Genomic DNA, 17,053 nt, shown 5'->3' with positions numbered 1-17,053 from the left:
TTTACGCGAGTTTAGCCATGAAACAAGTCACTAAAGTTCATTATCACAGTGTTAGTAAAAACCTTGATGTTTATTTTGACGATAACAGCCATTGTACTTTTAGCTGTGAGTTTTTACGTGTTCACTCCCCTTCAGCAGAAGTGCAAGGCCACGGCAACGAACCGATGAAACTCGTACTTAATAAGCAATCCGTCGGTATTAAACACATAGAACCCGTAGGCCACTACGCACTGCGCTTAGATTTTGACGATGGCCACAACAGCGGCTTATTCAGCTGGGCATACTTCAGCCACCTACAAGCCCAACATGATGAATTATGGCAAACCTACCAACAACGCATCGCAGAGCATCAAGCTAGCAAAGACAGCGTACCGATAAAGTTTGTGCCTTAATGAGCTATAAGTTTTAAGTGGTAAGTTTTAAGCTGCTCGGCGTTAAAGTTAACTATGTGGTTCTGGTTGAGTACAACGAAGATAATCAGAAGGCGCTAGGTAGCTAGATTCTAGGTTTTCATAAGCTCTAAAATAGTCTGGACAAGTTTTAGATTAATAAGCTTCAATCAAATCTGACAGTCGCGTTTGTGTCAAAAGCGGACTATGGTACTAACTCGTTTATGCCCCAAAACGAGTTGGTGCTAGCAATGGGATAATCAGCATAACCTTACTATTTATAATCGATTATCACCGCCTTACTTGTCGTCTGTAGTGGGATGGTTACAGTCATAGTGGTTACATAGACAAAGAGAATATTTTTAAACCAACCGATCAATGGAAGGGCACTATCTCATTAGAGAGAGATGCAAGCAGAAATGCATCTGGAGCATCGAAAACCGATGCCAATCGCGATGATTGTATTGTGAAAGTTGTCAAAAATAGAAGAGGCCACAACAGTCTAGAATCAACAGGTATAGACGGTAATTTTCCAGCAGGACTAAAAGCCAACACATCCCGTGCAGCAAGAGAGGGACTGATTGTTGGTTCTCACCTTAAAATAAAAGCAAACATGAGGGCATTCAGCAAATCTTTACAGGCCAGTAAAATATATACCAAATTTGAACCTGTCACTGTTTAGCTCCAAAGAATAGAAGCTTAAAACAGGCAACTGGCTGTGAACGCCTTTAGGGGGCAAAGCAAACTACAAATACGATAATTAGGTCAGTCCAGACTGCAGAGCCCCAATAGATCACTTACAGGTAGAGTTTCGTCAAACTGCACTAAAAAGGATTTAAAAAGTTCCGCCTCGTTACCTTGCTAATAAAGAGATATGGCGACGCCATTTTCAGGTGGATGTTGTTCCGTGTAAAGTTGTCAAAGCCACCCAATAAGTTGAGTGGGAAGCCTTCAATTAGCCACAGCTAGTTGAAGGCGCTTAATTTGCTAAACTAAGCCGGTTTACGAGATGATAAATCGACAGGTAGCTCTTCTTTTCTATCCCAGTTTTTTAGACCAATAAGTGCAGGGACAACTAATAATGTCAGTAATGTAGCAATGGCTAAACCTAAAACGACACTAATACCCAACGGTTTTAAAATATCTTGGCCAGCTCCAAAGCCAATCGCTAATGGCAACATCGCAACAACGGTAGTGAGATTGGTGACAATTAGCGATCGCATTCGACGTTTAAGTGACTCACACAGCGCATCCATTACCGTTTTACCTGCATGTTTTTCACGTAAAAAGAAGTCTAACAGTAATATCGAATTGTTCACTGTCAACCCAACTAGGATCAACATTCCCAGCATTGAATTCAAGGAAAGTGTGCTGTTGAAAATGTACAATGCATGAAAGGCGCCACTCAACCCAAGAACGATGACGCTACATATAATCATTGCATTAGTTAGTGTTCTAAACTGATACAGAGCGACTAAGAACACAACGGCAACCGACAGGAAAAGAGCGTTTTTGATAGATGCCACACCTTGACGCACTTCTTGCTGCATGTCTTTAACGACGATAGGTAGACTCTCTTCAGAATGCTCCTTCAGTAAATGTGCTTTTAAATCTGTCATCAAATCGACATTCATTTGTTGATCATTAGTTGCCATCCAAACCTGCAACCTAAACAAAGGTTTCGAATTTCGAGAGTAAAACTCTCGCCAACTAGCTACTTCCTCAAACTTTACAAGATCCTGTAAGAAGAGGTTATGCCCCGCAAAATAAAGAGGCGTTTGCTCGATGTCTTGTATGCTGTATTTGTGGTTTGAGATCTTTAGCTCTAACGGAAAATAACCATCTTCTGTTTTGACCTGAAAAACTTCTTGAGGTGAGGCTGTATAGTTCACAAATCTAGCAAGGCTATGAACATTCTGGCTGTAATCATGTTCAACCAACAATTGATTCAAAAAATCTTCTCTAACGATGAGTTCTTGAGTTGATATTTTGGAAGCCTTTGGAGCAGCCTTGCTTTTATATACGCGCTCATCTCCTTTTATAAACTGATATGCAGAAGCAAGTAATTTGCGGTTTACCTCTTCATTTTCGTGAGTGAAAAGAATACTGAAGCTTGGATGGTCCTTAATTTTTAACGCTGACGTAATCCAAGGTGAATAGCTGGTTTCTTCCTTAACATCAGCTAGTGATTTTTGAAGACCTGAAAAGACATGTTCTAAATGCTTGTATGACTTTAAATGAATCGAAAGATACGCGCTATTCGCTCGGATATCACTGTATACATATTTGATAGAGTCATTAAAGTCATCGTGAATTTTCTGTCTAATTGGCGCAAGAATCCTTACCTTTTCGTCACTTCCAAGCCCTTGTTTCGCGAAAGATACGCCAACATCGATAATTTCAGCTTTGGGCTGAGCGATGATTTCAGCTTTAAGCTTACCAGGCAATTCTCCTAGTACATAGCCAACATATAGAGCAACGACAGCAAGAATAAAGACACGTTTCCGGTTACTTGAGAACAGCCAACGGACTACCTTGTCAAATTTAGATGTATTTGTTTTGTTAGTAGACTGCGTCGCTGATTTATATTGGATGGCCTTGCCACCGAACACCACTAAATACAATGACGGTAAAAAATAAGCACTGATAAAGAAAGATGAAATCAATACAGCAACAATAACCAATGCCAAGTCATTGAGTATTGCCGCCGTCATCGGCGAAGTAAATGCCAACGGAAAAAACACAAAGACACTGGTCAATGTCGACGTAATCAAAGAGCTTCTAACATCGTCTACTGCATCAAAAACGAGGCGATGTGTCACTGTGCGGTTATGACATTTAACTTGGATGCTATCTAATACAACAATCGCACCATCAACTACCATTCCAATACTGATACTCATTGCGCCGAGCGACAAAATATTTATGCCAACTCCCGCAATTGACATCGAAATAATAGATGTCGCTAACGCGATAGGCATGCTAATACTTATCAGTATTACCGTCGAAAATTTACGATAGACCATCAAGACGACTATGGCGGCCGACAACATGCCCACCATAAGAGCTATCAATATATTGAGAATAGCATCATCGATAAATTTCTTAGGATCATTCAGGACGAAAACTTGTCCTAAGGATTTAGTTTCCTGCGCAACTAGTCGCTGAAACTCAGTAGCAACTGTGTATTGATTAGCATCAGGGGCAGGCCAAATAGCAACGACTACCACGTCATCTTCATTGTATTGGAAAAAACGAGCATTCTCTTTTTGTTTTAGGCTGACTTCGGCCAAATCAGAAAGGCGAATCGTAACACCAGGTTTTGCGTTAACGCGAAGGTTTCGCAGTCGATCTAGATTAGTAACACCCGAGCGAAAGTGAATGCTCATATCACCCTCATGTCGAGTTTCAAGAGTACCAATGAGCTTATCAAACTCATTTCGATGAAGCGTACCCATAATGTCATCGAGGTCCACGTTATGCTCGATCATTGCGTACGGGTCCAATTCGACGCTGACTACTTTTTCATACTTTTGCGAGATTAACGTTCGACTTACGCTTTCAATCTCTTTTAACTGTGGCTCCAATGATCTAGCAAGTAGCTCACTGAGTTCACCTGCTCCGTATGTGTCTGATTTGATAGCTACATAGTTTTCAGATCCCGGATCATAAAAACCCAGTTTTAATGGTGGTAAATTTTTAGGAAGTTGGGCTTTATATGAAGCACCTATGGCGGCGACATCTCGCTTCGCTTGTTCAGGAGAGATATACCAGTCAAACGAAACAATGAATTTTGTTTTACCTTGTTGATACTTGCCTTCAACCTCATCAACTCCTTCAATCGCTTTGAGTGAGTCTTCTATTTTTACGCCCCAATTCCGATAAAAGCTCTGAACTTCTTGATGGTAATAGAACGTCAGTTGAATACTTGGTTTGTTTACCGACGGATAGAGTGATACAGGCAGTTTGAAAATTAACATCGATCCGATGATGACCAATGCAACGGTTAAGCATATATACAGCTTGGTATGGTTAATATTATTTCTCATAATTCGTATTACGTACGTGTGTTACATAAAAAAGACTTCTTAGCCCTACATTTAGGGCTAAGAAAACAAAAGGCTAACCTTGTATGATGACTTTGCTCAACATTCGTGGCTTAAGGTAGCGGCGGCAACTGACCTGAGATTCACAAGATGCTAAATCTAACCGAATCTCCACCTTTGCGTGCGAACTGTCTTTTTCCAAGTGATGGATGCCCGAGACCTGACCATCTACAGTCAACGCCGCGTTATCAGGGTCGAATACGATTTTTACATTTTGACCGATATTGACATTACTTGCTTGCGGATAAAAAGCAGGTGCAACGACATGTAAATGCTCAGTATCAACGAGGCGCATTATTGGCTGAAACTTTTCCACTTTGTCGCCTTCTTGCAGATAAACCTCAGCCACCCTCAACGCACTTTCCCCGTTGAAAAATTGCTGCTCTTTGATGCCAAACTCCAAACCAGTAACACTGGCGAGTAACTGTTGCTTATCAACGTCTTGCCCTCCTCTAATATGAAGTCGACTCAATACCCCCTCGACATTTGAAACGACGAGTTGATAACGCTCATATTCGAGTTCACCAATGAGTAGAAGTGGAGGCTCCTTTAACTCGGTATCAGCGAACGCTTGAAATGCTCCTAGCAACATTAATAAAAAACTAGCCATCAATAATTTGGCCAATAATAGATGTTTCATATCATTTAGTTACCTATACCTTAAACAACAGTGGTATTCGTGGAGATGAGGTCACCTAATGACGCAACCAGCGTATCTCCGGGTTTCAGCACCCCAACCCCTGCAGGAGTTCCGGTTAGCAAGATATCACCAGGAACAAGAGAAAAATGTGTACTGGCATATTGAAGTAGAGAAACAATATCAACGATCATTTCCGACGCAGTCGCTGACTGTCTAAGCTCATCATTAATTTCTAGTTTCAAAGAAAGACTATCTAGATCTAAATTCGGATGTGTGACAAATTCACTGGTTGGGCAGCTGCCATCAAATGCCTTAGCTTTTTCCCAAGGGTGTCCCTTTTCCTTGAGTTTACTTTGTACACAGCGATACGTCAGATCTAGTGAAAGGCCGACACCACCGACCGCTGCCTTTGCTTCCTCAGCAGTAGCGTTCTTTAGTGTCTCTTGAATCAAGATAGCAATCTCTAATTCATAGTGCAGCGGATAGGGAGATCCTGTCGAATCTATTGGGTTCAAGTAAGGAACTAGAGTTGTTGCTGGCTTAATGAAAAGAATAGGCTCACTGGGTACAGGATTATTAAGTTCCTTTGCGTGCTCCACGTAATTACGGCCAACACAAACCACTTTTCCCAGTGGTAAATCCAAAGTCTGTCCATTTATATTTCTGTGATGATAATTCATAGTGTGTTCCAAAATTTTTGAAAAGTCGTTAACGGCACATCAAACTAGGGCCGTACTGCGGAAAGTAGCCATCAATCAACTCTTGGTTAACGACGTTCTGTGCCTTTCCACCACCAATGACGCCGAGGGCGTTTAATGCTGCTTTTTTCCGCATTTCAATGCCTGCAGCTTGAGAGTAGTAAGACGAATGAGGATTAATAAACAGTCGTTCTGATACGCCAATCTCGTTTGCTTTCCATTTATCGATCAATGGATGTGCTGTCGGAGGCTCTTCAGGAAGAACATCAAGGAAAACATTGGCTAGCGTATTTTTCTCAAGCCCATGCTCAATAGCGTCGTAGCTCTCCAATACACCACCTCGAGACGTATTAACAAGTACGCTTCCTTCTTTCATTGACTCAATAAACGTCGTATTGATCATACCTCGAGTTTCCCTTGTCAAAGGGACATGTACAGAGATGACATCACAACTTTCTAGCAACTGTTCTAGCGATTCGTAACGTGTCGCATTGAGCACTTTTTCGTAACCTGCAGTTGCGTATGGATCATAGAAACTTGTTTTAAATCCGAGTGCTTTTGCCTTAAGCAATACGTTACTTCCGATGCGTCCAGCACCCACAACACCTACAGTCAAATTCGAGTCACGCTCGATAGTTTTGATGACATTCTCTTGCCACCCTTGTTTGTAGTCTTTTGCCTCGTGGTTATACTGTGAGATTCGACGAGTTCCGTTAAGGATCATCCCTATTGCGGTATTACTCACCTCTTCAGTGCAGTAATCAGGACTATTGCTGACAGTGATGCCTTTTGATGCGGCATAATCGATATCAACTTTGTCAAAGCCCACACCATAGCGAATAATCGCTTTGAGGTTTTTGAATTGATCAATATACGCTTTATCCACGACCTGATGCCAAACCAGTAAGACCTCAGCGTTCAAATCTTTTTCTAATGTTACGTGGTTTTCAAGAATATCAGTCTCAACGGTGAGTGCTTTAATTCTGTCCGTAATAAATACCTTTGCCATATTTGTTATCCTTAAGTTGATTTAGTCGTCACGGTTATAGTCAATGACTAACATGTCTCTATACCCTGTACAGCGATTGTCTGCGCAGTAAACCTCTGATACGTCGTGCATCACTTTTTCATCGTTCACAACAATACTGTCTAACGGTGCCGTTAATGTTGTCTTGAATAGTGATTCCTTTTCGGGTGTGTAAATACCCGATATACCGCCAGAAACATTTTCTCTGCGGATTAAGTGCTGACCCACGTATAAATGTCCATCTCGATGAATCCCTTCAGGTGTCGCTTGACCGACTTCATCAGGTCTTGAAATCACTCGGAACAAGTGAAATGAAACGTTAACTCGTCTTAGGCCAACATCACTTATTACTCTCAAATTACCCAGCAATAATTTCTGAAACGCCGGTTCGTGGTAAAAAGAATTGGGTACCGTGTCGAAAAACCGCTTCACACCGCCGTTCGCGGAATTAATCGATTTTGATTGGTAGAACATTTGATTATCCGATACTGAAAATCGATTGTTTTCTATATCGATATGGACGTGGCCAATCTTTCTCTTTCTATAACGCCCTTCGTCATGAAGATAATCATCCGTAGGTAAATCATTCCAATATTTAGCCAAACTACCTAGTTCCTCTTTTGATATGTCAAAAGCCTCACTGATAGTGTCACTTGCTATACTGGCGTACCCCTCTTTAGCTATCATTTCAGTCGCTTTTTCCAAAGCGTGTTGAATTTGGCTAAATGGGTTATTTTCTGGATGAAGATATTTCGCATAATTAAATACCTCCCGCGCTCTATTTTTTACAGTCACTATGTAAGAATCCCTTTAAAGTGTATCGTTAGGCACAGCTAACAGCATGAAAGTCGATGAGTTTGTGAAAGTCTTCACGCAAGGTATCGAAGCATTGATTGGTCGCTAAAATAGAGCCTGCGATGTCTCTTAAACTGCCGGCTGAGTCAAATTGCTGTCCTTGCTGAATATTCCAGCTCATGTCGTAACCTGATTGCAATTTGGGTTCAATAAGCTCGGTGGCAGTCCCTGGAAGAACAGGGAAAATCCCAGAAAAACAATGTACCCTTGCCGTCTTTGAGAGGTTAGGTACTTTACCAAGCTCCATCTCAAGGTTGATATTTAGAAAATTGAAACCGAACTGACGCTCATACATCGGTACTACAACCGCGCCAGGCGCTCGGCAAGCGACTTCAAGAAAAACGAGTTCCTCCCCTTTCTTGAAAACCTCTAAATGATTAACTCCCTGCTCCATACCCAATTCTTTAAGCACGGCTTTATTGAATGCGAGAATTTCTTGTGAAATAGTCAAATCATCAGGAAGTGGCATGCTAATTACAGATTTTCCCTCCTGAAAATGCATATTTTCATTCGTGTATTCGCACGCAGAAGAAAAGATCACTTCACCATTACTGACGATGCTATCGCAATGGTAAAGTTTGCCGGAAATGAACTCTTCATAGCCATACTCTACAGCGGGTTGAGCGTCATCTAGGTATGCTGTAAAGGCTTCAAAACTCTCTATTTTCGATACACCATTAGAGCACGCCATCATTGTTGGCTTAACAATAAAGGGTAAGCCGACCTCGGCAACAATTTCCTCAAAGTAAATATTGTGGTTTGGTTTTGACAGTTCAAGCTTTCCGAAATAAGGAACGCGGATATTCGCTTTTTGTAAGATATTCTTCATCTCGCCTTTATTGCGAAAGCGATATGTTTGTTCGAAGTTCATCCCTGTTAGATTGAACGCCTCTCGTAACCTCGCAGCAACCAATAAGAGATCTTCTGCCATTGTAACGATGTAAAACGACTCTCCTTCTTTTTGGGTGATGAGCTTTGAGATATACGACTTGGATTCTTGGAAAAACTCCTCTTCAGAAGTACCTTGGATACCAAATACGTTAGGAAACGTCTCCCCAAAGTCTCGCTCCACAGAAAGTCGTTCAGATTCACGAACAATAACAAAGAAGTTAACGTCTTCCATTTGAGAAAGTTGCTCACGGTTATAATGAGACAGCTTAGTGTATGTCGATGTAATAACTACGTTTTTCAATTTACTACCTATCTAATGTAAAGGGTTAATATGATGTCTTGAAATCGTGAATTATGAATTCAAGCTATTTTTGATTGTTGTCTCACGGGCCTGCCAAGTGCAGTAAACACAGGCTAAAGACAGCAACAGTGTTGTCAACACAGACAGACCTGCAGCATGACTAAATCCGCTATCGTAGAATGCTGAAACCAGAATCACTGCAAGAACAGCTAGAGTTGAGTTGAACATCAACCTAAGCGAGGAAAGCTTTCCTCGAATGTCTGGCGGAGATAGCTTTTGAAGTGTAGAGCTCCAAGACACAGCAGAAACGGTGGTCATAAAGCCCACTGAAAAAATAGCGAATAAGGTGATATAACTTGGTAATGCCAGCCAGTAGCTGATGAATACTATGGTTGCGCAAAGACAAGATAACGAAGTATAGATAACGCGGTTATCACTGTTTAATTTCGCTTTAGCAACGATGGTCCCAGCACAGATAGCACCGATGGCAAACGCTAAATCAAGGAATAGCAACCAACGTGCGGCACCATCATAATTATGGTTAACAACAGGCGCCAACAGCAGGTTAAAGAGCGCGACGATAATGAAATCAAACGTGGTAAAAATTAGAACAAACAAGAACTGTGGAGTTTCCTTCAGTAGCTTGAAAGTTGCAAGCCAACCGGTCGTTGAGGTATTGCTATCTTGGCCGGTTGAGTCCTTTACTTCGCTGATTGAAAACATCAACGTCAATGCAAATGAAGCGAGTAGAAAGCACCAGGCCACTGTAGGTAAGATGAGGTACTCTAGTGAAAACTCGAGTAGCAAGCCTCCAATAGCTAAACCGATGATCTGCCCCGACTGAACAGCGGCGGCAAGTATGCCATTGAGCTTTTCAATCTCTTCTTCTGCGACCACTTTGGGCACCAATGTGAATACACCATTGCGGATGAACGGCTTGGATGCAGTAAGTGCCGCTGAAACACAAAAGAGTATGGTCAAGTTTAACGGTAGAAAGTATTCCGTAATCGACAGAGTCAAAAGGGCAGCAGACATCAGGCTCATACTGGTCAATAGTACACGTTTAGAACCTAACTTATCGGTTATGCTGCCAGCGAACCCTTGTAATAGTAATGACAGTAAAAACTCAAGAACAAACACTGCAGCAAAAGCCCATAGCTGACCTGTCATGTCATAAAGAAGTTTACCGATAGCTAATGTGAAGATACCACGAGCTATGTTGATGCTTAATTCACTGGTGGCAAACAGCAGTTTCATGACGATTGCACCTCTTTTAGAGACAAACATGTGTGAAACTGCAACTGTGCTAGGCCCGTTGCCGCATTAGACAACGCATCGTTGAGTGATTCGCCCGCACTGATAACGAAAGCCGCCCTGTCAAAGCTATGTAACACCGGCCCTAGTTCGGCACCAACCTTTTTCAAAATATTGACATCAACAACGCCAGTTTTGCTGCGCGCCTCAGCAACACCGTCGACTCGCGTTAATTTCGCTCTATCACCAAAAGAAGGGGCAGCATAGCGAATCGCAGCAAAACTCTTCTTAGGTAGGTCAGTTGGGATTTCATTGAGGATGCTCTCACCTAGCATTTGACGAACGGACAAATTCATCAGATCTATGCCTGTAGCGATTTTCATCAAGTCCCAAATATTGTCGCCGCCCGGGCGCGTATGCGTTTCAATAAGTCTTGGGCCGTTGACAGTAAAGATAACTTCGCTATGGGATGGGCCATCTATTACCCCCACAGAGTCCAGCACCTCTTTAACGTAGCCGACAATTAACTGCTCTTCGACACCGCTTAGTTCGGCTGGAATGGCGTGCCCAAGTTCAATAAAAGTCGTCGGGTCTTTAATCTTATGGGTGATTGCGATTACTCGATGCTCACCATTTTCTGACAAAGCTTCAACACTATATTCAGGGCCCTCTAGATACTCTTCGATGATTGCAGGAAAAACATCCTCTGCTGTAAGACCTAAGCTCGACATTTTCGATAGTGCATTCTCGCCAGTCTCAAGCTTCACAATACCTTTACTTCCCGTACCATTTACGGGCTTCAAAATATGGGCAGTGCTGGCTTGCGCACAAAAATCGAGTACTGCATCAATATTGCTAACTAAAGCAAATCGAGTGTCATCAGTACCTGAAGCTGTCAATTGGTGACGAGTTCTATCCTTTGAAACCGTCAGTTCTAGTGAGTCTAGAGAAATGGGAAAGCTTAACCCCAACGCCTGACTCACGGTAATCGCTTGTTTCTGGCAGTTGTCATTGAGGCAAGAAACGGCATCAAAAGGTTGATTTGCATGTAATACAGTAGCTAAATCTGCATAGTCTTGTTCTGTCGCGAACTCTTCAAACATATGAATTTGTTTGTATGGGAAGTCCAAGTCTGTTGGTAAAACTACCTTTTTATTGATAAAAAGAACGACCTCATGGCCTAATTCAATGAGCGCGCGATGGGCAGCACGAACTGTCCCTATAATTAATACTCTCATAATGTGTTACTTCGCTATTGTAGTGTTTGTATTGCCGTCCTATCTGACTCAAGACGGCAATGGGATTAGTTAACTAATGGCTATTGCCCCTAGGGCATTTTCGGCGGTGGATATCGCATCAAGGGCCGTGTCACCTGTTGTGACGACAAACCCTGCTCTATCAAATGACGACTTGACGGGTTTTATGCACTCCCCTTCAGTCAAGTTGATTTGGAGGTTCGCTACACCCGGTAAACGTGCAGCAGACTCAATATTTTCGATTTGACTGACTTTCTCTACAGACGTAGTAAGGTAACGCACTGCAGCCGCTTTAGCCTTAACTTCTCTTTTAGGGACATCTAATGCTAAGAGGTTAGCGACAGTCTCTTTAAAAATATCAACACCCGTCGTTAGCATGTTCATATGCCAGATGTTATCGCCTCCTTGACGTGTTTGTGTTTCAATCACAAAAACATTGCCATCCTCAACTTTTACCTCAGTATGTGCAGGCCCAGTAAGATGTTTGATTGCATCGAGTAAACGAAGTACTTTGTCACGTATCAATGCCTCTATATCTGCGTTTAGACGAGCCGGTTGCGAGTGCCCTAGCTCTACGAAATATGGAGCGCCTGTAGTGAGCTTTTCCGTTATCGCAAGGACTTCGTGATTTCCATTTTTTGATAGGCTTTCGATACTATATTCTGTCCCACCTACGAAACTTTCTGCGATGATTTCCCCCATGTTGCAGCCTTTAGCATGTAAAAACGCCCGTTCAGCTTCTTCAACAGATTCGACCAAGAAAACACCTGAGCTTCCTGCACCTTGACTGGGTTTAATAATCACTTTGCCCGTCGTATTGTTGAAAAAATTCCTAACATCTTCGGCACAATTAACTTTTGCGTAAGCAAGGTTATCGAGGCTTTCTTCTTTCAATCGTTCACGCATAGCGAACTTATCGCGCGTGACTTCAATCGTTTCTAAATTGCAGTTCGTTGGAATGTTAAGAGCGTTGGCAATCAATGCCGCAGTTTCCATACCAAACTCCGCAAATGAAATCACCGCTGAAAATGACTTTTCCCGGTGTAACGACTCCGCGATCATTAGCGCTTCAGCACTGTTCGTGTAATCCATTTCAATCAGTCGAGAAGCGTTCGCTTGTTGGAAATCAGTAACACCATTCGCTTTTTGAATAATGGTGTAATCGATGGCCAGTTCTGAAAGGCAGCGAATCGAAAAATCCATGCCTCCGATAACGAGAATATGCGGCATCAGTTTGTTCCTTTGTATTACTTCAGCTCAAAAGGGCTGTTTTCGATAAGGAGTGTCCGCTGAATCAATCGGACACTAAAATTAAGAGATGTGATGGCCTCGTCCGTTTTAGAATCGCAAGCGATAGCAGAGAGCCCGGTGCGTGTCTATGTCTCTAGCGTGAAGAAACCATTTTCAAGACTTGCGCTCATGCCAACCATCGTCCTTTGGTAAGGGGTGATTTCGCGCGTTGAAACACCGTGAAGTGCTAGCGGGTTGATTGGATACATCACAAGGACATTCTGGTCGTATTTGACGGTATCTATTTTTTCGACATATTTGTCTTCAATGTCGTAGCGAATACCTCTCAATTCAGGATGGTTTTCAGCAAAATGAAACTTGTGATCACTACCTTTATACTTGTAGATATCTAGATCGCCGCCTTTCGAGCGGTCTTCTGGATCTCGCATGTACAGTAGGCCACCAAAAATAAAGTGTGGTTTATCAATATGAGGGCCTCTGAATGAGGAGGGCTTACCAAATACAGGAGAATATATATTCAAACTGCAATCCAATAAGATATCTTTCTGGTCAAAGTTATCGAGGCGGTGACGACCAATATTGGCGTCGCGTAAGCTATCCACTCTGTCACGAATTCCAGGCGTGATATCTAAGATATATTCTTCAAATAAATCTAAAAACTCATAAAAGAACTCAGGCGAGCTGTGATAACTGACAAAGTCACGCCAAAGGGTTTCAACCTCTTCATCTTGCTTAAAGTCTTGAGGCGAATAAATGTATCGCTCATTAGACGCAAGCTCTTGTCCTTTGCTCACTTTCTTCAGTGACGGCATAGTTGAATATAGCTTTTCAAACAATGCTTTTGGTAAAGCGTCTTTAATCACGATATGTGGAAAAGGCTCTAACCTCACATCAGCTTTAGTTACGTTTTGCAACACGCTTAAGTTGTTTTCGATATTTTGTATCATCTTTTGACCTTTATACTTGTATGTATGTTATTAAATCTTAATTTCAATTGTTCGGTCTTTGCAGAAAGGGAAAGGTGAGCAAAGAATAATGATAAAATCATCCTCTTCAGCTTTCTTCTCATCACTAAAGTTTGTCGCACTCGCTTGTGATGAAGTTGCAAAGAAAAATAGCGTAATCAATAGACTTAAAATTTTTTTATTCCATAACATTTTTATAACTTCCTTAAAAAACTTGGTGGGCATCTTAAGGATAAACAACAATTAATTCACCACTAAATTAATCAAATAAAATCAAAGGATTACAACCCCAAAAATCAACTATCAAAAAAAATCAAAAAAAATCAAATTATTGATTTATATAACTTATTTTTCGTGTAAGATGAAAAACAAAATAAAGTTAAAAAATAGTAAAGACATTTGTAATGTTTTATAGTTTTAAAAAATGGAAGCTTGATGCTAAAAATCATGAACTCACACATAGTGAGAGTGGAACCAAAAAGTTAAGAGAACAGACAGTAAAGCTTTTTGTCTATTTATTAGACAAAAATCATGAGATGTGTACTTATGGTGAATTACTGGAAAACCTGTGGGAAGGTAAGGTTGTAAAAAAAGAAAGCGTAATCAATGAAATATATGAATTACGCAAAGCCCTTGGCGCTGATAAGCACCTCGTAAAAACGCATCGACTTAAAGGTTTTTCGTTCAATTTTCCAGATTTGGAAATAACTGAACACCAAATAGTCCCCCCGCTAAGTAATTTGGACAAATTAAAGAAGGCAAAAGTGTATCTATATGCCTTTACCATACTTACGATATTGATTGCGGCATCAATTTTCGGTATCCCCGATGAAGTAGACGGATACCCTTTAGCATCTGATGTAATCAATGTCACCTATGACAAGGGAGAGGAGCTCTATCCAACGACAAACCCCGCAGAAGAGCTAATGGCGTATGTCAGTTATACAGATAACACTTTTACCGTAACAATTAGGGATATCAACACTAGCCGCTCGATATCACTACCTAGCAACACGAGCTCCCCCTATTGGCATCCTCACAAAAATAGACTGTTTTTCCAGTCTTTTGAAAACGGCCAATGTCTATTAAAACACGTTGATGTTAATGAAGACCTTAGGCTCTCAAATATATCCGATATTGTGTCATGTGGCAGTGAGCTAAGCCTTAGCCCTATAGCACTGGCCCCCGAAGGAGAGTGGCTATACTTTTCGTTTAAAGAAGATAAGCATGTCCCTTATCAAATTAACAGCATTCACTTAGGAACCAAGACGGTCAAAACACTCACTACACCGACAGAGAATACTTATGGAGACTACAGTTTAAGTTTAAGTCCGGACGGGCAAAGGTTAGCGATTTTAAGCAGCGACCAATATAAAAAAGTAAACCTTAGGATTCTAGACGTTCAAAAAAGAGACTACTTTTCCGTACAAACCTTCCCATTCTATATTTACAATGTGACTTGGCATGAAGGTAATGACAAGCTCTTCTACATTAACGATAGGAGGCAAATCAACGAATTAGATTTATCTTCGGGGACGACGCGTCTCGTTTACTCTTCCGAAGAAGATCTCAGAACACTCTACTACAAAGAAGGTTATGGCTTTTTAACATCTAAAGGTAATTACCAACAAAGTGATTTAAGTGCTTTAACTATCGAGGACAAGAGTATTGAAGTTCTCCAAGGAAGTGACGCCAACGAAGTTCAATATACAGCGGGACAATTAAATAAAGATTACTTCTTCGTCTCTGACAGAACCGGCTTTCCTGAAGTATGGCAACAATCACCCGATAGTCTCAAACAGATTACGGACTACGGTAAACACAAAGATATTCAATATTTAGATACGCGATCAGGCTCAGGTGAATTACTCTTGTCGATTGAGCAAAAAGCGAGTTTGAACATAGGTGGTGCTGTCACCACTATTGATTGGTTAAGTGATAAACTCGTCAGGAACCTAAAATGGTCCTGTTGGAACCAAAATGAAGTGTTTGCAACCACACTTTCCAATCAAATATGGTCACTTGCCAAATTTAACTTGAAAGATAAAACCGAAATTCCAATACTGAGCGCGGTCAGTAGCTTTAAATTAGACTGTGATAATCAACAGCTGTACTTCACAAAACTCGACAATAAAGGTGTATTTAAGGCCCCTCTTCATAACCTTGCCCAAGCCACAGTTATCGCGAAAGACCTTTATTTCGAAGATAATAGCCAGTGGTTATTACGCGGCAACACCCTTTATTTTATTGACCAAGGTAAACTATACACCTTCGATACAAATACATCTCAAATCAATTTTATCGAAGTTGATGGACCTGTTTGGGCGGTGTATGACGGGAGTGATAATAGCCAGTTAATATACGAATCTAGGGTCTCTCACGGGATAAATATCGCCCGAATTCCTTTGTAGCTCTCGAACTTAGAGGTTTGACTGCCCAGTAAATATGTATTGCTCTTTATCGGCTGTAGAGAGCAACTTTCCCCTTGTTCCTGACTTTAATCGGTATGGTCAAGTGGTAATCCCCCCATTTTTAATGGAGGCTAGCTGTAGAATTTCCGTTGTTTAATTTTTCCAGTTTTTGTATAGGTGTTATACCACCTATGCCCATGTTAGAGCGTTCATTATTATAAGTCCATAGCCAATCAGTCGCTCTATCTTGTAACTCACTAATATCACTATAAATATAAGCGTCTAGCAAAGTTCACCTGCCAGTAATTCGTCAAACCGATTAAGCTATTCCTGAATTTCAATTAGGAGATAGCCATGAGAAAAATACGTAGCCTTGAGCAGTGGCGTAACATTATCGAAGAACAACAAGCCAGCGATTTAACTATTACTGAGTTTTGTCAGCAACATGCTTTATCAAAAACAAGCTTTTATGCGGCACGAAGTAAGCTTAATACTGAATCCAGTCGTTTTGTTCAAGCAAAAGTCACTAAACACGTCGCCCCCACTGAACAGCAACTGCCGATCATGCTTACTATCGGCAGCGTGAAAATTAGCTTCCCACCCACAATGCCTGTCGCTTATTTGAGTCAATTGTTGCGTGAGCTTGCCTTATGAAAATGTTTGTTGAACCCGCGCGTATTTACTTGCATCGTGACGCCGTGGATTTTCGAAAGTCCATTGATGGTCTGGTCGCACTCGTTGAAAGCGAGCTTGAACGTGACGCTTATACTGGCGCATTATTTTTGTTCTGCAATAAATCGAAAGATAAACTCAAGCTGGTTTACTGGGATAAAACGGGGTTTGCTTTGTGGTACAAGCGCTTAGAAAAACAAAAGTTCAAATGGCCAAGCAAAGTCAGTTTGCAAGAATTTGAACTCAGTCCTGGGCAATTGGATTGGTTGTTGTCGGGATATGATGTACTTGGTCATGAAGAATTGCAGTATCAATCGATGATCTAATCGATCATATT

At 41.4% G+C, this 17,053-nt stretch carries 15 protein-coding genes; 4 read left to right on the top strand and 11 right to left on the bottom strand.

Annotation, left to right across the window (positions count from 1 at the left end; translation table 11 throughout):
* Positions 1-17: 17 nt before the first annotated feature.
* On the top strand, positions 18-392 hold the full coding sequence (locus tag ADS77_RS12730; RefSeq protein ID WP_054454769.1) for a gamma-butyrobetaine hydroxylase-like domain-containing protein: 375 nt from the start codon (positions 18-20) through the stop codon (positions 390-392).
* Between the two features lie 989 nt (positions 393-1,381).
* Here the strand turns inward: ADS77_RS12730 and ADS77_RS12720 are convergent.
* The 11 genes from ADS77_RS12720 to ADS77_RS12670 all read right to left on the bottom strand — a co-directional run bounded on the left by ADS77_RS12720 (position 1,382) and on the right by ADS77_RS12670 (position 13,825).
* A complete protein-coding gene (locus tag ADS77_RS12720; protein ID WP_082355687.1) occupies positions 1,382-4,438 on the bottom strand; it encodes an efflux RND transporter permease subunit in 3,057 nt (1,018 codons plus the stop codon).
* Between the two features lie 73 nt (positions 4,439-4,511).
* Positions 4,512-5,135 carry an HlyD family secretion protein gene (locus ADS77_RS12715; protein WP_054454762.1) on the bottom strand — a complete coding sequence of 208 codons (624 nt, stop codon included), beginning with the start codon at positions 5,133-5,135 and terminating at the stop codon, positions 4,512-4,514.
* A 20-nt stretch (positions 5,136-5,155) separates the two neighbouring features.
* The gene (locus ADS77_RS12710; protein WP_054454756.1) at positions 5,156-5,815 is read right to left on the bottom strand and encodes a fumarylacetoacetate hydrolase family protein; all 660 of its coding nucleotides are present in this window, start codon (positions 5,813-5,815) and stop codon (positions 5,156-5,158) included.
* Between the two features lie 28 nt (positions 5,816-5,843).
* The gene (locus ADS77_RS12705; RefSeq protein ID WP_054454754.1) at positions 5,844-6,842 is read right to left on the bottom strand and encodes a C-terminal binding protein; all 999 of its coding nucleotides are present in this window, start codon (positions 6,840-6,842) and stop codon (positions 5,844-5,846) included.
* 21 nt (positions 6,843-6,863) lie between these two features.
* Positions 6,864-7,655 (bottom strand): 2OG-Fe dioxygenase family protein, encoded by a 792-nt coding sequence (locus ADS77_RS12700; RefSeq protein WP_054454751.1) that lies wholly within the window; start codon positions 7,653-7,655, stop codon positions 6,864-6,866.
* 28 nt (positions 7,656-7,683) lie between these two features.
* On the bottom strand, positions 7,684-8,907 hold the full coding sequence (locus ADS77_RS12695) for an acetyl-CoA carboxylase biotin carboxylase subunit family protein (RefSeq protein WP_054454749.1): 1,224 nt from the start codon (positions 8,905-8,907) through the stop codon (positions 7,684-7,686).
* Between the two features lie 51 nt (positions 8,908-8,958).
* Entirely contained in the window at positions 8,959-10,164 is a 1,206-nt protein-coding gene (locus ADS77_RS12690; protein WP_054454747.1) for an MFS transporter, read from the bottom strand.
* Positions 10,161-11,399 (bottom strand): ATP-grasp domain-containing protein, encoded by a 1,239-nt coding sequence (locus ADS77_RS12685; protein WP_054454741.1) that lies wholly within the window; start codon positions 11,397-11,399, stop codon positions 10,161-10,163. Before ADS77_RS12685 ends, ADS77_RS12690 begins: the two co-directional genes overlap by 4 nt.
* Before the next feature lie 69 nt (positions 11,400-11,468).
* Positions 11,469-12,647, bottom strand: a complete 1,179-nt coding sequence (locus tag ADS77_RS12680) for an ATP-grasp domain-containing protein (protein WP_054454739.1) — start codon at positions 12,645-12,647, stop codon at positions 11,469-11,471.
* Between the two features lie 146 nt (positions 12,648-12,793).
* On the bottom strand, positions 12,794-13,615 hold the full coding sequence (locus ADS77_RS12675; RefSeq protein WP_054454737.1) for a hypothetical protein: 822 nt from the start codon (positions 13,613-13,615) through the stop codon (positions 12,794-12,796).
* A 30-nt stretch (positions 13,616-13,645) separates the two neighbouring features.
* Positions 13,646-13,825 (bottom strand): hypothetical protein, encoded by a 180-nt coding sequence (locus tag ADS77_RS12670; protein WP_054454735.1) that lies wholly within the window; start codon positions 13,823-13,825, stop codon positions 13,646-13,648.
* 212 nt (positions 13,826-14,037) lie between these two features.
* Between ADS77_RS12670 and ADS77_RS12665 the strand changes: the two genes are divergently transcribed.
* The 3 genes from ADS77_RS12665 to tnpB all read left to right on the top strand — a co-directional run bounded on the left by ADS77_RS12665 (position 14,038) and on the right by tnpB (position 17,042).
* Entirely contained in the window at positions 14,038-16,044 is a 2,007-nt protein-coding gene (locus ADS77_RS12665) for a winged helix-turn-helix domain-containing protein (RefSeq protein ID WP_054454734.1), read from the top strand.
* Between the two features lie 354 nt (positions 16,045-16,398).
* A complete protein-coding gene (gene tnpA, locus ADS77_RS12660) occupies positions 16,399-16,698 on the top strand; it encodes an IS66 family insertion sequence element accessory protein TnpA (protein ID WP_054454733.1) in 300 nt (99 codons plus the stop codon).
* Positions 16,695-17,042: an IS66 family insertion sequence element accessory protein TnpB gene (tnpB, locus tag ADS77_RS12655; protein ID WP_054206959.1), complete on the top strand. Its 348-nt coding sequence runs from the start codon at positions 16,695-16,697 to the stop codon at positions 17,040-17,042. The genes tnpA and tnpB overlap by 4 nt, the downstream gene beginning before the upstream one ends.
* The last annotated feature ends 11 nt before the right edge of the window (positions 17,043-17,053 follow it).

Source organism: Pseudoalteromonas porphyrae (genome assembly GCF_001298125.1).
In the GTDB taxonomy this organism is placed as follows: Bacteria; Pseudomonadota; Gammaproteobacteria; order Enterobacterales; family Alteromonadaceae; genus Pseudoalteromonas; species Pseudoalteromonas neustonica.
This window is presented reverse-complemented; position numbering and strand designations above follow the sequence as displayed.